Origin of the sequence: Anaeromassilibacillus sp. D41t1_190614_C2 (assembly GCF_015558525.1) — a bacterium.
Taxonomy (GTDB): domain Bacteria; phylum Bacillota; class Clostridia; order Oscillospirales; family Acutalibacteraceae; genus Anaeromassilibacillus; species Anaeromassilibacillus stercoravium.
This window is the reverse complement of sequence record NZ_JADMOD010000001.1, coordinates 238418-255957: the sequence shown is the minus strand read 5'-3', so window position 1 is coordinate 255957 and position 17540 is coordinate 238418. Positions and strand designations below refer to the sequence as shown.

General features: G+C 51.6%; 10 protein-coding genes. 4 read left to right on the top strand and 6 right to left on the bottom strand.

The window, feature by feature from the left end; translation table 11 throughout:
- Window positions 1-60 precede the first annotated feature (60 nt).
- Entirely contained in the window at window positions 61-432 is a 372-nt protein-coding gene (locus I2G69_RS01095; RefSeq protein WP_191362268.1) for an OadG family protein, read from the bottom strand.
- A 295-nt stretch (window positions 433-727) separates the two neighbouring features.
- Here I2G69_RS01095 and I2G69_RS01090 point away from each other — a divergent pair, with 295 nt between their 5' ends.
- Complete coding sequence (locus I2G69_RS01090; protein ID WP_191362269.1) at window positions 728-1573, top strand: AraC family transcriptional regulator; 846 nt, start codon at window positions 728-730, stop codon at window positions 1571-1573.
- An 89-nt stretch (window positions 1574-1662) separates the two neighbouring features.
- The gene (locus I2G69_RS01085; RefSeq protein WP_191362270.1) at window positions 1663-2220 is read left to right on the top strand and encodes a DUF1836 domain-containing protein; all 558 of its coding nucleotides are present in this window, start codon (window positions 1663-1665) and stop codon (window positions 2218-2220) included.
- Between the two features lie 99 nt (window positions 2221-2319).
- On the opposite strand, the gene I2G69_RS01080 is transcribed toward I2G69_RS01085, so the two are convergent.
- Entirely contained in the window at window positions 2320-3102 is a 783-nt protein-coding gene (locus I2G69_RS01080) for an exodeoxyribonuclease III (RefSeq protein ID WP_087230339.1), read from the bottom strand.
- A 506-nt stretch (window positions 3103-3608) separates the two neighbouring features.
- Here I2G69_RS01080 and I2G69_RS01075 point away from each other — a divergent pair.
- Window positions 3609-4124, top strand: coding sequence for a peptidylprolyl isomerase (locus I2G69_RS01075; RefSeq protein WP_087230177.1), 516 nt, complete (start codon window positions 3609-3611; stop codon window positions 4122-4124).
- A gap of 139 nt (window positions 4125-4263) precedes the next feature.
- The gene (locus I2G69_RS01070; protein ID WP_191441352.1) at window positions 4264-6003 is read left to right on the top strand and encodes an ABC transporter ATP-binding protein; all 1740 of its coding nucleotides are present in this window, start codon (window positions 4264-4266) and stop codon (window positions 6001-6003) included.
- A 105-nt stretch (window positions 6004-6108) separates the two neighbouring features.
- Here the strand turns inward: I2G69_RS01070 and I2G69_RS01065 are convergent, their stop codons facing one another.
- The 4 genes from I2G69_RS01065 to I2G69_RS01050 form a co-directional block, all read right to left on the bottom strand.
- On the bottom strand, window positions 6109-7464 hold the full coding sequence (locus I2G69_RS01065; protein ID WP_195560048.1) for a sodium-dependent transporter: 1356 nt from the start codon (window positions 7462-7464) through the stop codon (window positions 6109-6111).
- Window positions 7465-7807: 343 nt separating this feature from the next.
- A complete protein-coding gene (locus I2G69_RS01060; RefSeq protein ID WP_087230168.1) occupies window positions 7808-8230 on the bottom strand; it encodes a MarR family winged helix-turn-helix transcriptional regulator in 423 nt (140 codons plus the stop codon).
- A gap of 381 nt (window positions 8231-8611) precedes the next feature.
- On the bottom strand, window positions 8612-15949 hold the full coding sequence (locus I2G69_RS01055) for an Ig-like domain-containing protein (RefSeq protein ID WP_195560047.1): 7338 nt from the start codon (window positions 15947-15949) through the stop codon (window positions 8612-8614).
- Between the two features lie 416 nt (window positions 15950-16365).
- Window positions 16366-17436, bottom strand: coding sequence for a tetratricopeptide repeat-containing glycosyltransferase family 2 protein (locus tag I2G69_RS01050; RefSeq protein ID WP_087230162.1), 1071 nt, complete (start codon window positions 17434-17436; stop codon window positions 16366-16368).
- Between the last annotated feature and the right edge of the window lie 104 nt (window positions 17437-17540).

Genomic DNA, 17540 nt, shown 5'->3' with positions numbered 1-17540 from the left:
TGTGTCAGGCTGAATGGCCTGTCCGTTACAAAAACATTCCTTACATAATCAATCGTTGTTTTAGAAGGGGCGTGTATTTTCCAGCCTGCCCGCTTCCCCCCAAAGGGAACGCGGATTTGTGGCAGCACGCTTAACGGAACGGATCACGGGAGCGGAATCGCCGCATGTCATATAGACCGCTGCAGAAATGGCCGCAACCACCTCGCTGGGGATTCCCTCCTCTACCTCAATGGGAGCAGGTTCCGGTGCAGAAACAGGCGCACGAACATCTTCTGTTTTGTCTTTTCCTTTGTGCCGCTTTTGCGTTACCTTGTAAATGATATTGCCATAGACATTGATAATCAAGATCAAAAAGATCAATACGGCAAATACCACCACAAGGCCGGTCAGCAGTATTGTTAATGAGAGCAATGCTTCATTTTGTGGATCCATTTAAATTTCCCCATTCTTCCTTAAAGATAATATACAATAGGGTGGATCGAAAAACAAACCACCCTTTAAGTGCTTTACATCTGGCATATCTCAATTTTAAACAATATATTTACTATGTATTAAAAAATTCATAAATAACAATTCATATTATAACCGATAACAAGACCAATTTCAATGAATTTTTGGTATAATTTAGGTTTTCTTTTTCGATAATTGCCACAGAGTCATTGCACAAAAGCGCCCGAGGAATTATAATAGAAATACCCAACACCCGCGTTTCATTGGAGGGATTGGCATGACGAACGAAGAATTCCGGCGTTCCTTTAAGGTGCCCCACCACAACAATTTGGGGCTTGCGGTGTACAGTTGCGGTGTGCAGCGCTGCGCCGCGGGCCACAGCTGGGGACCCGCAATCCGCGATCATTATTTAATTCATTATATCGTTTCTGGATGCGGCGTTTTTTCTGTTAAAGGAAATGAATACAATCTTTCCGTCGGGGACGGCTTCTTGGTCGTACCGTCCTGTGTGGCCTCCTATGCCGCGGATACGGAAGAACCATGGGAATATTGCTGGGTGGGATTCAATGGCAGCGATGCCAAACAGCTGGTGGATCAAACGGGGTTAAACGAAGAAAATCCTGTCTTTCATTATGAACATGATGGCAAGCTAGAGGGCCTGTTAACCGATATTTGCAATGTATCCGGTTCCACCCCTGCTGCCGAAGCCCGCATGCTGGGAGGTCTCTACCTCTTTATGGCGGAACTGATCGACCATTTGGGAAACGCTTCTACGCAGCGGACGACAGGCTATGAGTACGTACAAAAGGCCATCAAATTTATCGACTATAACTATTCGAGAGACATCGACATCGAGGACGTTGCGGAGAGCGCTGGTATCAGCCGTAGCCACTTGTACCGCATTTTCATGCAGCATGTCTCCATGCCGCCGAACGAGTATTTAATGCGCTACCGCATCAACAAAGCGGCTGCGCTTCTCAAGGCGGGGAATCTTTCCGTAGGAGAGGTCGCCTATTCCACTGGTTTTTCCGATCAGCTGTATTTTTCGCGTGTTTTCAAACGGCACATGGGGGTTCCCCCCAGCCGTTATCTGAATCAAAAAAAGAATGAATCTACATCCTAATTGTTTGTATACCGGGATGTCCGACCGACCGGGGATATTCCTGCGCGGACCTGCGTTCCGTTACAAGCATTTCTCAGAAAGGAGTTCCTATGAACGAAGCTGTCGATCGAATCCAGGAATGGATCGAACGAATTCAACAATACCGTCCGGTAGAGTGGGACCGCCTTCCGGAAATCTATCTGTATATGGATCAGGTCCTGACCTATATGAATAAGCAATTGGAGCCATTGGCACGCACGGAGGATACCAACCTGCTAACCTCCAGCATGATCAATAATTACGTCAAGGACGGCGTGCTTCCACGCCCGGAACAGAAGAAATATTCACGCGAACATTTGGCCATGCTGACGGTCATCTGCATGCTAAAACCGGTGCTTGCCATCCCCGACATTGATATGCTTCTAAAAGGGCTATTGGAGGACAACAGCAGCGCCAATATGTATGAGCGGTTCTGCTCTGCACAGAGTACCGCGTTGCAGGATGTCTGCAAGCGCGTAGAGTCCGCTTTACCAGAAGGGGAAGCGGGTCTTTCCCGCCTGGCAATTGAACTTTCCATTGAGGCGGATGCACGCCGCACCACCGTGGAACGAATTCTAAGTGAACTCGATGCGGCAAAAAAGAAAAAAGAAGATGGCAACGCCGAATAAATCCATCCGGCGTCAGCCGCTGTTCATCGATGAAACAGCCGGGACGGTCCTAAAATAAAGGGCCCCCGGCTATTTTTCTACCGATCTGCCATGAACTTGTTATACAGAGAGCCTTTTCCCACCGGATGCATCTTGCAGAAGGAGTTCCACGGGGCAATGGTCGCTTCCCATCACCTCGGCATGGATCTCGCTGGCCTGTACCCGGTCACGCAGCCGTTCCGAAACCAAGAAATAGTCAATGCGCCAACCGGCGTTCTTTTCCCTCGCGTGAAACATGTAACTCCACCACGTATAAGCTCCCGTGAGATCAGGGTGTAGCCACCGGAAGGTATCTATAAAACCACTGTCCAAAAGTTCGGTCATCTTACCGCGCTCCTGGTCGGAAAATCCTGCGTTCCCCCGGTTGGTCTTTGGATTCTTCAGGTCGATCTCCTGATGCGCTACGTTCATATCCCCGCAGATCACCACCGGCTTCTTCTCATCCAACCCTTTCACATAGGCGCGGAAGGCGTCCTCCCATTCCATGCGGTAATCAATGCGCGCCAATTCGCGCTGTGCATTGGGCGTGTACACGGTCACAAGATAAAAATCGGGGAATTCGAGGGTGATTGCGCGCCCTTCCCCTTCGTGCTCCTCCGCACCGATCCCATATTGTACCGAAAGCGGTTCCAGCCGGGTAAAGACTGCCGTGCCAGAGTACCCTTTCTTTAACGCAGAATTCCAGTACTGTTGGTAGCCTGGCAGGTCGATTTGCGCCTGGTCCGGCTGCATTTTCGTCTCTTGGAGGCAAAAGACGTCTGCGTCTGCCGCGTGGAAGTAATCCAAAAACCCTTTATTTAGACAAGCCCGCAGGCCATTGACATTCCAGGAGATCAATTTCAACATACATCTTCCCTTTCATTGATAGCATTTCGATTCCTATGATCCGTCCGCGTTAGAGGTATCTATTAACGCTATTAACGCGGAAAAACGATTTTTTACCATTCTCCAGCAAATTGAAAACCTCTGGGTTTGATACGGTCTTCCTAAAAAGGAAAGCCTCTTTCTCCTTGGTAGACAATCCCTAATCGGTCCTGTTTCCAAGTCATAGCTTTCCAAAAGCTTTTTCCATTATAGCATAGGGGCTCGAAAAAAGAAAATCCTTTTCTATATCGAAAAATAGTGGCGCCGCCTTGATGATTCCGGAAAAGCACGTTATAATATCTTCACGGTATCTCCTGGCGCAAATGAAATCCGGCATCACAGAAAGTTCGCCGCCTTCCAACGCCTAGGAGAACATGAAACCATAACAGAAACCGCAAGGCGTTTTCTGTTCAAACGGGAGGCCATCCGGCCTCTCTATATGGTATAAAGAATCGTGCAAATGGTCAATGGAAGGAGAGAGCACTATGCAGCATCCCATTATCACAATTGAAACCAATGAAGGGGTTATCAAAGCCGAGTTGTATCCGGAAATTGCTCCAAATACGGTGAACAATTTCGTCTCCCTCGCTGGGAAGGGTTTTTACAACGGCACCATCTTCCATCGGGTCATCCCCGGTTTTATGATCCAGGGTGGCGACCCGCAGGGCACCGGAATGGGCGGGCCCGGCTACAGCATCAAAGGAGAGTTCTCCGGAAACGGTTTCCCAAACAACCTTAAGCATACGCGCGGCGTCCTTTCCATGGCGCGCGCCATGAATCCCAACTCCGCCGGTTCCCAGTTTTTTATCATGGTGGAAGACGCCCCACACCTGGACGGGCAGTATGCCGCCTTTGGCAAGGTGATTTCCGGTATGGAGGAAGCCGACCGCATTGTAAACGTCAGCCGGGATTACAGCGACCGGCCTTATGAAGAGCAGACCATCAAATCCATTACAGTGGAAACCTTTGGAGAGTCCTATCCTGAACCGGAAAAAGTTTAAGGGACGAAAAAACTATTTGATCGATTGTAAAGGGAAACATATCCTGAATCTGGAACAGATTTGGGATATGTTTCCCTTTTGAGGGAAGCTGTGCGGGAGTTTTCCCTCTGATCGTTTTCATTTGCATTGAGGAGGTACTATGCACGTTTTCAAAAAATTTGTCAAATACTATAAGCCGTATCAATCCGTCTTCTGGATGGACATGTTTTGCGCACTGCTGGTCAGCGCAGTTGACCTGGCATTCCCCCAAATTCTAAACTGGGCCACCAAGGATCTCTTTGCGCACGGCGCGCAGGCAATCTATCGGATTCTCCCCTGGATGGCGATTGGGCTGTTGGTGATGTATTTTCTCCGCTTCCTGGGCCGGTATTATATCACCTATCAGGGCCACGTCATGGGCGCGCGCATGGAGAGCGATATGCGCCAGGACCTGTTCGATCATTTCCAACGCCTTTCCTTTTCATACTACGACCGCAACAATACCGGCGAAATGATGAGCAAATTGGTCTCGGATCTGTTTGACATCTCGGAGCTGGCACACCATGGCCCGGAGAATATTTTCATCTCGCTGTTAAAGATTCTCGGCTCCTTTGCGCTCCTGCTCTGGATCAACGTGCCGATGACGCTGATTCTGGCCGCGGTTACGCTCATCATGCTGCTCTTTTGCATCGACCAAAACAAAAAGATGCGCGCGGTCTTTATGGACAACCGCCGGAAAATCGCCGGCGTCAACTCACGGGTCCAGGACAGCCTGGCCGGGATTCGCGTTGTAAAATCCTTTGCCAACGAGGAATTGGAACAGAAAAAATTCGAAAAGAGCAACCTTGAATTCCTCGACTCCAAGGAGCGGAACTACCGGCGCATGGGCAGTTATCACGCGGGGAATAATTTCTTTCAGGGGATTCTATTTACCACCGTGCTTGTGTCCGGCGGCTACTTTGTCGCCCGCGGCGATATCCTCTTGACGGACCTGGCCGTTTATGCGCTCTACATCAACATCTTTATCAACCCCATCGATGTGCTCATTGAGTTCACGGAGATGTTCCAAAAGGGCTATTCCGGTTTCAAGCGCTTTTTAGAGGTGGTGGAAACACAGCCGGAAATTGTGGATGCCCCCGATGCACAGGAGCTTACCGATGTGCAGGGAACGATCGACTATCAGAATGTTTCGTTCAGCTATGACGATTCCAGCAATGTGCTGCAAAACATCCAGATCCATATCGAGGCGGGAAAAACCATCGCGTTGGTCGGGCCGTCCGGCGGCGGGAAGACCACCCTTTGTTCCCTGCTTCCCAGGTTTTATGATGTAACGGAGGGCTCTGTGTCCGTAGACGGAAAGGATGTGCGCAGTTTAACCCTCAAAAGCCTGCGCAGCGCGATTGGGATTGTCCAACAGGACGTCTATATGTTCGGCGGCACCATCCGGGAGAACATCGCCTATGGGAAGCCGGATGCAACCATGGAGGAAATCATCGAAGCTGCCAAAAATGCCAATATCCATGATTTTATTGTCAGCCTTCCGGATGGGTACGACACCGACGTTGGGGAACGCGGGACACGGCTTTCCGGCGGCCAAAAACAGCGCTTATCCATCGCACGGGTATTCTTAAAGAACCCCAAAATTTTGATCCTCGATGAGGCAACTTCCGCCTTGGACAATGAAAGTGAACAGCATATCCAACAAAGCCTGGAACGGCTCGCCAAAAACCGCACCACCATTGTCATTGCCCACCGTCTTTCCACGATCCGAAACGCGGATGAAATCCTCGTCCTGGACGACGATGGGATTCAGGAGCGCGGGGATCACAAAACGCTTCTCGCAAAAAATGGGATCTATGCAAAATATTACAACATGCAGTTTGAAGGTCTGGAAGCATAAACGTAGCTTCTTCCCTGCCTGCGCATTCCTGAATACAAACACAGGCCTTTTACACAGAAGGACGCCGCCCGGATAGACTCCGGGCGGCGTCCCTTTTTCTTTCAATCAGATGGTTATAATCCTCAGCGAATTCAGCACGGAACTGACCAGAATTGCAACAATAAAAATTGGCGCGACATACTTAATCATCACTCGGAACAGTTTTTCCCTCTTAAATTTGGAAGATAGCCTTACTTCCTCCACTACAAGATCGGGCTTCACAACAAACCCAATAAAGATGCAGGTCAGGAAAGCCACGATGGGCATTAGAACGCTATTGCTGATAAAGTCAAAGAAATCCAAAATGGACATTCCCAAAGGCTGAATAAAGTCCCAAATGCCAAAGCCGAGCGACGTCGGAATTCCAATAAGCAGCATTCCAATGATCACGATCATACATGCCATACGGCGGCTCCATTGGAATTTATCCTGCAAAATGGAGACAACCGTCTCCATCAGGGAAATTGAAGAGGTCAGTGCTGCAAATAGGACCAGCAGGAAAAAAGCGCTGCCGATCAATCCGCCCAACGGCATGCTGGCGAATACTTTCGGAAGTGTGATAAACATCAAGCTTGGGCCGGCGCTTAACTGCGCTTGGTCCCCACCGGAGAAGACAAAGACCGCAGGGACAATCATTAGGCCCGCCAAAAAAGCAATTCCCGTGTCAAAGATCTCAATCTGTCCCACAGATTTTTCCATGTCCGCATCCTTTTTCATATAGGAGCCATAAGTAATCATAATTCCCATTGCTAAGGACATCGAATAAAACAGTTGTCCCAAAGCTGCCAGCACCGTTGTAGTAGAAAATTTGCTAAAATCCGGGAATAGATAATATTTTACGCCCTCTATAGCGCCGGGCATGCAAACTGTATACGCGGCAACGGCAATGGATAAAACGACCAGGAAGGGCATCAGAATCTTACTGACCTTTTCCACGCCTTTCTCCACTCCAAGCAACACGACGACTGCTGTTGCGATGGCATAAACACAGAACCAAACGATCGGCTGTGCCGTTTGAGCCGTAAAATTGGCAAAATAGGTTTCGCCTGCCGCCGCATTTCCCTGGCCACTCAGAAAAGCGGCAAAATACTTCACGACCCAACCGCCAATCACGCAATAATAGGGCAAAATAATCATCGGCACAACGGACGTTAACGTCCCTATAAAGGAATATTTTTTATTTAACGCTCGATATGCTCCAACTGCACTCAGCCCCGTTTTCCGCCCAAGTGCTATTTCTGCGATCATCAGGGAAAAACCAAATGTAATCGCCAAAATCACATAAACCAGGAGAAAAATACCTCCGCCATATTTTGCCGCTAAATATGGAAACCGCCAAATATTCCCTAAGCCAACGGCAGAACCCGCAGCTGCGAGCACAAAGCCAATCCTTCCAGAAAAACTACTCCTACTTTTTTCCACAAAAGCTCCTCCTCATTTCCTATTTATTTGTCATTCCGCCATTACAATTCAACGGGACTCCATTATGACATATTTTGCACAATTTTTCAACTAAATTTACAAATTTCATATTTCTTTTTGCCAGCTGGACGAGACCTCTTCCATTTGAAACGCCTCTCCCGGCGTCTCCTGCGGCAGAGGCGTTCCAAATGACTTACAATTTTTCCCCATAGAAAATCCTGTTTCAAAGACCATGTTTGAAACAGGATTTTCTCATCATAGATTTTTCCTTTTGAAGCACATCTAAAAATATGCATCCGGGGCCGGTTTGCATGGGAGTTATGAATCCACCAATGGCCGCCCGTCACATCAATTCGTCCGCAATTACTCGCAGAATTTCTTCCAGCCGCTTCACATCTTCCGGGGCAAAACGTTTTCGGATGTTTTCCATCACTTCATGGATATAACTATCGTTTATACGGTAATAGTCCAAGAACTTCTGCGTGACCTCCAGATGGTATTCGCGCTTATCCGACGCGGAATTGACCTTGTTGATATAGCCTTTCCTCACAAGGGAATTGATCTTATACGTGGCGTTCGGCTGCGAAATATTGACAAAATCGGCAAACTCCCGGATCGTTGGCCCTTTCATTGCATAGATCACCTCTACAGAAAAGGCCTCCGTAGCACTCAGCCGATTGTTGGATTGATCCATCGTGTGGAAAATATTTTTATAAAAATTCAGCTTAAACTTCGTATAGATTTCACGAAAGGTTTGCTCCAACATGGCGATTCTCCTTATGGATTTCCGGCACAAAAGTCCAATTCCATTCTTCCTCCACAGCCTTTTGTAGCCAAGCATCCATCCCATATAATTAAAAAATTTTAAGTATTATTCTACCATACAATGCCGATTTGTCAATAGACGCGCGGCAAGCTTGTTGACAGCCACAAAAACAGGCCGAATCTTCCCCACGTTTTGCGCCTTTTGATTCCATTCTGGTTTTCACAATCGTTTTGGGGTATCCCCCTAACGCTCTGCCCAAATGGAGATTGCCGGGTAGTTCACAAATTTTCAAGAAAAAGCGCCCCTGGCCAGTTCCTTCTGGCCAGGGGCGCCGCTGCCCGATTGGATGTTACAAACCCATTGGGAGCAAAAAACCGATTCTTATTTGACAGTCACAACACAGTGCAGCTGCGGGTTCTGTCCTGGCAGGGTCGTATAGACGCCTGTGCTGCTGCCCGGCGTGCCAATAGCCCATACGCGGAAGTAATAGTCGTTGCCAACCTTTGCAACGTACTGCGTCTTGAGCACATCGCCATTGCCAACGGTAAAGCTGGGAACAGCTGTCGTGCTGCCAACTACAGTCATCTTGAAGCAATAGGCGCTGCCTCTCTTGATCGCAAACGGCAATGTCGTATCCGAGACAACATAGATCTGCGTCTGGACATTCTGTGCCGCCGTGATGACCGGCGAGGTGACGGCAACCGTTGTACCGCTTCCGGAAGGCTTATTGGAGCTGCCCGAATGGCTTCCACCGGAGCTGCTGCCGGAATTCTTCTGTACAAGCTTGGTAAACAGAGCTCTTGCTTCGTTCACCGTGCTCTGAATCTCCGGCTCGTCGTCCACACTCAGCATCGGATTGTTGTACATGATTTCCGCTCTCTTGATCACCGCAGCGAACGGCGTATAGCTCTCTGCGGTATAATCGGACGGGTCAACGTCCTGCATTTCCTTTAAGAGCTCTTCCAGCAGGGACTTATCTGCCTTCAGCCGGAGCGCCGCCATCTTATTGGAAAGATCGACAGCCGCTTCGTCAACCACTCTCTGTCCGCTCTCTTCCGTGAGGGACTTCGCAGTGGCAAGGGAGCGCTTAAATGCCTCGTTCGCCTCTTCATCGGGGATGTAATCCTCGTCCAAGACCAACAGGATTTCTTCGGCCTTCGCAATGACGGTATTCAATACCGACAAGTCCGCCTTGCGGTCGAGGGCAAGCATCGCTTCGAGGAGCGTTTCCGCCGCCTCGTCGACCTCCGGCTGCAAAGCGCTTTCGTCCGCATAGACGCCCTTCGCATTTGCAAGAGCTGCCTCCAATTCGGCCTTTCCTGCCTCTACAAACAGATCCAGATCGAGCGCTTCCGCTGTGTCGATCAAGTCCTTCAAATAGGTCTTATCGCCAGACTTGAAGTCCAGGAAGTGTAGAACCATCATGAGGTCCATATGGGCCGCATCGATCTGCGCCTGGGTTGCCTCTTGATCTGCATAAACCTCTTTTGCACGCTGGAAGCGCGTATCAAACGCCTCCTGAACCGCCGGGATCAGGCCCTGCGTATTGCCCGCGTCCACTTCCTGCTGGGCCGCATCGATGGTTTGCTTCAGAAGCTCCTTATAGACGATATCAAACGTGAAGCTCAACGCCTGATCCATACCGTCCATGGTGCCGGTATACAGATACTCGGTTGTGTTGGTCACTTCCTGTGCTACATCATTGCAGAGGATCGCGCGGAACTCTCTGCCTTCGTTGCGCGGCTTAAAGGTCAGGGCAATGATTTCGCCCTTCTTCAGGTTGACACGGTACTGGTTGATCTTGTCTGCAAAGCTCTGCTGGACGCCGTCCACCCACAGGGAGACATCCTTACCGGAGTAAGAAACGGTCAAGAGATGTTCCTGATTCGGGTCGTTATCCTCCAAAACCACCTTGACGGTGACAGCGGAAGCCGGCATGGTGAAGGTATACTGTTCGCCAGCCACCACTTCGGTTGTATCAACAGGGTTATTGTCTGCATCCACAACCGTAATGGAGTGGAACTGCTTATCCGCAGCGATGTCCGCAATGTTTACCGTAACGGTCTGGCCTTCCTGCGCCTGCTGGAGGTCGGTCGTAATGGTTGCGCCTTCCACCGGCTCTGTCACTACAGGATAGGTGTCCGCCGTAGATTCGCTGTGGAACTGGATGGTATAGGTCTTTGTGTTTGCAACGCTGCCATCCTCCGGCGCGATAATCACTTTCGCTGTGCCGTTTGCACTTACGGCCGGGACAATTGTAACGGATGCATTGTTGGTCGCCTCTGCTGTTACGGCCGGGACCGCCGCGGAGGTGAGCTCTACGGTGTATTCCATCTTGGACGCATCAAAGTCTGCCAACGGTTCGCCGTCGATCTTGATGGCATTGACGGCAAAGTCCGACTTCGCGACGGCATCCTTGCCGAAGTACTGCAATTCCGTCACACCCAGGCAGGCAGTCCCTGTCGGGGTCATGTACACACGCAGCATGCAGGTCTCCACCGGGTCGAAGGTGATTTCCATCATCTCGCCGGTCTTTACCGCGGGCTTGCCGCCCACATAGGATACTTCCTGCCAATTGCTGTCGTCGTTCAGCGGGCTGTCCGCCATGTCGCGGACATGGCCGCGCGGGTTGTTCGGGCCCAGTGCGGTTGTGGGGCCATCCGGCAGGGTAAAGTCGATCGGGCCGGTATAGTATTCCACTCGGTAATCGGAAGGCTTCTGCGTGCCGCCGGAAGAACCTTCGTCATAGAAGCCAACCTTCAGGGTATCCACAAAGCGGTTCACAACGGCGCCGCTGTTGCCGATGATAACAGCAACCCAGTTTTCCGTACCGCCAGCATTGCGCTGCCAGTCGCACCAGATGTTCTTGCCCTCTGCATCCGAAGTTGCAAAGGAGATCTTTCCATCGTTCAGCTTATCCACACGGTCCGTCGATTCGGGGACGTCGTTGGTATAAGAAGCGATGGCAAACGGAAGCTCGTAGCCGTTCTGAAGCTCTGCATAGTTCTTGCTGACGACCACATCCTGGCTCGTCACACGGACGCTCGCAATAACCGGCAATTCCGTTCCGTCCAATTCCGCCACGCCGTTGACCAGCACGACGGTTCCTTCCTCGACCTTAAAGTCGTCTGCGGACATCGGCTCCCAGGTGACCGGGACTTCCGTGTTCGTCGTTCCATCGCTGTTGTAAACCGTAACAATTTCCGGCAGCGACGGGGTATTGCCATACGGCGTAGCTGCGGAAACCTGCTGTGCCGCAATCGCGTCTTTTACAAGGACGGTGGCCGTCGGTTTGAGCTCCTGTCCTTCGACGGTGCCCTCCACCGTAAATTGGCCATACGCTGCGTACTGGCTGGGATCAATCGCATCCCATTGCACGGAAAGCTCCCGTGCAAAGCTGTTCGCCACGTAAGCGGTAACCTTCTCCGGCAAAACCGGGGCGGTGTTCAACTTGGTCGTAACCGAAACAGCATCATAGAACTGTACGACAATCGGCTCGGTTGCCGCTGCAATCGTCAGGGCCAACGGCTCGGAAGCGACCGTCTTACCGCGGTAAGTGACCTCTGCCACAGCTTCCACGGCGCCTGCCGTATGCGCTTCGATCTGTCCGTTGTTATTGAATTTCACCCAACCCTTTTGTTCCGCGTCGGTCGCCGTGACGGTGTATTCCACCGTATAGCTGCCGCTGGACAGGGTCGTGCCATCTTCCATGGTGGCGGTCAAGGTGAACGGAACCAGCTCGTTTTCCACCAGATCCGTCTTATCCGCAGAGAGTACCACGCTCTCCAACGTCGCGTCGCTGCGCTGGAACTGGATGGTGTAGCGGTTGGTTGTTCCATCTTCCGCGGAAACAATGATGCTCGCGGAACCGTCGTTGGTCAGCGGCGGGACAACAAACGCAGATGCATTTGCTGCGGGAACTGCCGTGATCTCCGGGATCGAATCGTTGTAGCCGAGCACATATGTATACGAATAGGTGGTCGGTGCAAACCCTTCCAGATCCTCGCCGTTCAGCTGCAATGCCGTCAAGGTGGCATCACTGCTCGGCACCGGCGCGGTTGTAATATCCGAGTACACTTTCAGTTCCGAAATACCCACCGGCTTGAAGGTGCTTGCATCGCGCACTTGCCCCTTCATGGACAGGCGGATAAACTTCGCATTCACTGCGTCAAATGTGATCGAATATTCGGTGTTCACATCTCCCTGTGCAACATTAAACCCAGAGGTTTTGCTCTGATTTTCTACATTGGTCCAATCGGCGCCGTCGTTGCTGTATTGGACGATCAGCTCTCTCGGCTCCTTGGTCTGTCCGTCTGTGAAGAAATGCACGCCAACCTTGCTGATCGTGTACGCTTCCTCAAATTCGACGCTTACCCAGGAATCCTCCAGGCCGACGCCGCCATTCTGCCAGTTGTTCCAAGAGGGACTAAAGGCGATGGTTCCATCGTTGATGCTGTCGGACATATTATGCCCGGTTCCAACGTTATAGGAAGCATTTGCCTTCGGATACGTCTCTCCTGCTGCACGGACGGCCACATTCGCGCCTGGGACCGACTGTTCCCCTACGCGGATATACGCAGTCGCCTTCATATCCTCCGGGATGCCCTCCACGGTGCCGAGCTTGGTGATGGTCCCCTCCTGGGCAACTTCCTCTTCGGTAATGGTCTCCCAGGCAACCGCCATGCTCTGTTCGGTGCCGTCGCTGTACACGACCTTGACCGTCTCCGGAAGCGTGGGAACCGTGCCGGTGCGGGTGACCATGCGGGTATCGCGCACGCCGAGGACGCTCTTCACAATGACCGTGATCTCGACCGTTGCGCCGTCCACATCGCCGCGGACCGTGATGGTGCCGGGCTGTGCCAGCTGCTCTTCCGGAATCTCATCCCATACAACCGGGACCTCTTCCTTGCTGCCGTCGCTATAGATTGCCATAACAGTCTCCGGCAGATCCGGCCGCTCGTTGACATTGGTCACAACGGTTCCAGGATTGTCATAACCCAGGATATCCTTGCCCTCGCCCGCATTCTCCGTTGTATAGCAGGTGATCGAGTCGCTGGCAAGGCCGTCGCCTGTCGCCGTCAAAGTGAAGGAACCGTTTTCCTTGGTGGACTGGACAATCACCAACGCCTTGCCGCTGAAAGCCTTGCGCTTCCACACGCCGTCGTAGTCCTTATAGCGCTCCCAGCTCGGGGAGTTGCCGTTGTCCACGCCGACGATCTTGCCGTCGCCGGTGATGTTGAAATACATCTGGTTGTCCGCCGTAGGCACAAAGTTTCCGTCTGCGTCCAGGACGTCCACCGTGATGTAAGAGAGGTCGCGTCCGTCGGACTCGATGACCTGGCGGTCTGCGGAGAGCGAAATCGCCGCTGGGTCGCCTGCGGTCGTCACAACGTCTTCCGCCACGATTTCATCGTTTTCGTCGTATGCCACAGCCCTCAGGGTGCCGGGCTCGTACGGAATGCGCCATTCCAGATAGAGCTTGCTCGCATTGTCCGGGTTCACCTGATAGACAACATCCTCGCCCTTTTCATCCTGATACGGGGTGATGGTGGCAAAGGTCTGCTTGCCAAGGGATTCGCCGTCCTTGAACAATTCGACCGAGCGCGCATTGGAATAGATGCGGACCGGGATTTCCCCGTTCACCGTCACCTGGGCGCGCAGGGAAGCGTCATCCCAATTCCAGTGCGGCATGATATGAACCATCGGGTTCTCCTCAACGGAGGTCCACTGGCTCTCATAGAGATAATAGTCGTCCTTTACGAAGCCCGCGGTATCCACAACACCAAAGTAGGAATTCTTCGGCGGCGCATACGCATTCTGGTTCCACGGGGTCGGTTCGCCGATGTAGTCGAAGCCGGTCCAGACAAATTCGCCCAAAATAAATTTCCGGTCGCGGTTTGCGGTCCAGCTCTGCGTTGCGGTGCTGCCCCAGCCCACATGGTCGTTGTCATAGGAGGACTGCTGGTAATCCGGGTGGCTGCCGGAGTCTCCGGTTCCCTCGCTGTCCGGGTGTGCATAGATCCCGCGGCTCTTGGTTGCGGAAGAACTCTCGGAATCGAAAATGATCCAATCCGGATGGGTCGCACGCAGCGTATCGTATTTATACGGATAACGGTCGACATAGTTCATACCGACGACATCCATCTTATCCGCTACCTGAATGTACGTGGAAGTGGTATCCGTCGCACTTCTTTCACGGAACTTGTCCTCACCCATCGTGCAAGGACGGGTATCGTCGATTTCCTTCGTCCAATCATACAGCTTCTGCGCGGTCTCGGGACCTCTTGCATTGTCCGTGGCATAAATTTCATTGCCGAGAGACCACATGATGATGGAGGGGAAGTTCTTTCCACGGTTGACCATGGTCTTCAGGTCAAACTCCGCCCAGGTCTGGCCGGGCGTTGCCGTCGGGTCCGTTGCTTCCATTTCAAAGAAGCGGACGCCATAGTCGTAATTCTTCTTTCCAAGGAACCAGGAGTCAAATGCTTCCTCAATGACCATCAGGCCCAGCTCGTCGCAAACCTGCAACAACTCGTTGGACGCCGGGTTGTGGGTGACGCGGATAGCATTGACGCCCATTCCCTTGAGGATTTCCATCTGTCTCTGGACGGCACGGTAATTCGACACAGCGCCCAATGCGCCCTGGTCGTGGTGCATACACATGCCGTTGAGCTTCATCCACTCGCCGTTGAGAAGGAAGCCGTCGTTGACGGTAAACTCCGTCCAACGGAATCCAAAGCGGCTCTCATAACGGTCGGTAACAACGCCGTCCACCAGAATCTCTGTCACGAGATTGTAGAGGTTCGGGTCGTCCACGGACCATAGGGCCGGTTCTACCGCGGAGAGCACCTGCTCCACCGTCTCAGTTTCGCCGGCTGCAACGGAGACGGGCTCCGATTCCACCGGGTCAATGAGGACGCTCTCGTCTTCATAGCCCACCATGGAGGTCCGGACGGTGACCGTCGCTTCATCCTCCGAATCGTTCTGCACCTGGGTTGCCACATTCACGGTAACATCCTGGCCGGAGGTGTATTCCTCCTGCAGGTCCGGCGTGGTGATCTTCGTGCCATAGCGCGCTACATGCACCGGTTCCGTGACCGTCAGGTGGACGTCACGGTAAATGCCGCTGCCGGAATACCAACGGCTGGTCGTGCCTTGCATGCTATCGATCCGGTTTTCCGCCCGTACCGCGATTACGTTCTCCGTCTCGCCGTCGCAGACCACCAGGTCCGTGATGTCATAGGAGAACGGCGTATAGCCGTACGGATGGCGGGAAACCAATTCCCCATTCACATAGGTATAACTGTCCATATAGACACCGCCGAAGTCGACGGTAATCCGCTTGTCCGCCATCTCCGGCGGGAGGGTGAACGTCTTGCGGTACCATCCGATACCACCTGCCAGGTGGCCGATCTCGGAAGTGGTTGCACCATTGGTAAAGTCAAGCTCGATGCTCCAGTCGTGCGGTAGGGTGACATCGCGCCAACTGGAATCGTTGAAATTCTTCTCCTGTGCGCCCGAAGCATCCCCGAGATAGAATTTCCAGTCATCGTTGAATAAAATCTGCCGGTCCATTTCTGTGGCGTCCTCCGCCACATTGGTCTGCGCGGCCGTGCTGTCCTTCACGTCCTCATCGGTGAGGGCCAGCGCGCCGGTGAAACTCCCCATAGCAATCGTGCTTGCCAGAAGCAATGCAAGAAGCCTTCTTCTCTGTTTCACTTGTGAACAAACCTCCTTTTCAAACGGTTTCTCTTCTTCATATCTTCGCTTCCAAAATTTTTTTAAAACATCTCCTCCTTCATAAAAATCCAAAAAGAGCGTCCGTGTCATATCCCTTAAAAAAGACCTCTGGGTCAAGATTCTGCGGATATGCATAATGATTTACAATAGACGCCCTAAGATATTGTATATAGTATCATTTTTCAAAAGGAACTACAAGGCTGAAACCACAATCCTGTAAAAAAATTCGCTATTTGTGCAAAAAAATAATTGTTTTTCTTTTTTCCTTTTTTCAAAAAATGTATCTGCCTGACAAATGCAATATTTGACTGCATTCGTCAGGCAGATCTTTACATATAAAACAGGGCAAGAAACTTTATAGACTAGCTAATAAATATACAGATTGATATCTATTCTTATCGTATTTTTATAAAATAAATATGATTGTTTCTGCAAGCCTCTGATTCGGGCTTACAACGCCATGCCATGTCATTGTATTGGTTGGCTATATCGAATTCCCCCAGCCGGTCGTAGCAGACACATAGCTGCAAATACGGGATATAATCATAGCAATCCGGCTGGACAAACGCCCCCGATTGATCGTCCCGCGTCCTGCCCGCCGCAGTCTCGTACCAAAAGATCGCCTGCTGGTATTGCCCCCGATCCAAAAAATGCTTGCCAATATCACAGCATACCTCCGCCCTGGGTGCATCCAGCTCCAGGCTGCGCAGCAGGGAACGCAAAGCGTCTTTTTCATTGCCGAGCGCATATTGGCAGTATGCCAACTGCCGGCATGCATCAATAGAATTTTCTATCCATCCCCGCCCGCCATCCAAAAAGTTCTGGAATATCTCTGCCGCCTCTTGAAATTTTCCATGGGCATACAGTTCCCTTCCATAATAGAACTGCTCCCGCGGCGAAAGTATTTTTCCCAACGCAAGCTGCTTTTCGTAGATCCGGAGGTTGCGGTCCGGGTCCCCAGGACCGATCTTCTGATGGGTGACGGCGGCCTTCCCATATGCAATCGGTTGGACCGGCGTGATGACCTCATGGACTGCCCCCTCCCATCGCATCCCCTGGCCATTCCGGATCAAACGCTCCCGATAGTAAGAAAACGTCGGTTTTCCTTGTGCATCAAACGCGATGTGATAGGGCAGCATAACCACCTGCACCGATGGGTCCAATGTCTCCTTCAATTCCAGAAGGGCCTTCGTATCCGCTTCCAATAGGACATCATCCGCATCCATCCACATGCAGTAGTCCATCGTCGCTTTGGAAAAGGAAAAATTCCGCGCCGCAGCAAAATCATCCGACCAGGCGAAGTCATAGATCCGGTCCGTATAGGACCGGGCGATTTCCTTGGTACGGTCCTCTGACCCGGTGTCCACCAGGATGATTTCATCCACGGCATTGCAAACAGAATGCAGGCATCTCTCCAAAACGGCCTCCTCATTGCGCACAATCATACACAGACTGATGGTCACCATCGCATTGTCCACCTTCCATTCGGTTGTCTGTTGGTATCCTATGCTTCAATCTCTTTTTATGTGTCTATAAAGAAAAAGGACGGGAATTCCCGTCCTACATTTGA

Bases quoted from the DNA above. Each gene is read 5' to 3' on its own strand.
- I2G69_RS01075 (WP_087230177.1), top strand. From the start codon at position 3,609: ATGCAGCATCCCATTATCACAATTGAAACCAATGAAGGGGTTATCAAA.
- I2G69_RS01085 (WP_191362270.1), top strand. From the start codon at position 1,663: ATGAACGAAGCTGTCGATCGAATCCAGGAATGGATCGAACGAATTCAA.
- I2G69_RS01090 (WP_191362269.1), top strand. From the start codon at position 728: ATGACGAACGAAGAATTCCGGCGTTCCTTTAAGGTGCCCCACCACAAC.
- I2G69_RS01050 (WP_087230162.1), bottom strand. From the start codon at position 17,436: ATGGTGACCATCAGTCTGTGTATGATTGTGCGCAATGAGGAGGCCGTT.
- I2G69_RS01060 (WP_087230168.1), bottom strand. From the start codon at position 8,230: ATGTTGGAGCAAACCTTTCGTGAAATCTATACGAAGTTTAAGCTGAAT.
- I2G69_RS01070 (WP_191441352.1), top strand. From the start codon at position 4,264: ATGCACGTTTTCAAAAAATTTGTCAAATACTATAAGCCGTATCAATCC.
- I2G69_RS01095 (WP_191362268.1), bottom strand. From the start codon at position 432: ATGGATCCACAAAATGAAGCATTGCTCTCATTAACAATACTGCTGACC.